Source organism: Leifsonia sp. SIMBA_070 (assembly GCF_046534635.1).
In the GTDB taxonomy this organism is placed as follows: domain Bacteria; phylum Actinomycetota; class Actinomycetes; order Actinomycetales; family Microbacteriaceae; genus Leifsonia.
In genome coordinates this window covers 1-245 of sequence record NZ_JAWRYK010000765.1, presented here as the reverse complement: position 1 = coordinate 245, position 245 = coordinate 1, and the positions used below count along the sequence as shown (strand labels likewise).

The following is a 245-nucleotide window of genomic DNA, read 5'->3' as shown; positions in this document are numbered from 1 at the left end:
CCTTGACGTAGGTGAAGAACACTTCCGTCATGGCGGTGTAGATCATCCGCCGATCGCCGCCCTTGTCCTCCAGGATCTCGGCCAGCGGCGCGGTCAGGAAGCCGTAGATGCTCTCGGCGAAGAAATAGCAGACGAGGAACGCGACCAAGAGCGCGCCGACCGCCCACATCAACCGGTGGCGCAGCTCGATCAGGTGTTCGAGCAGCGGCATCTCGCGGTCGTCGATGTGCCTGTCGTCGGTGGTC

The 245-nt window shown here is 63.3% G+C and carries 1 protein-coding gene; it reads right to left on the bottom strand.

The features are described 5' to 3' along the window. A partial coding sequence (locus SB754_RS22295; RefSeq protein WP_410784462.1) for a twin-arginine translocase subunit TatC occupies positions 1–245 on the bottom strand: 245 nt, incomplete at both ends.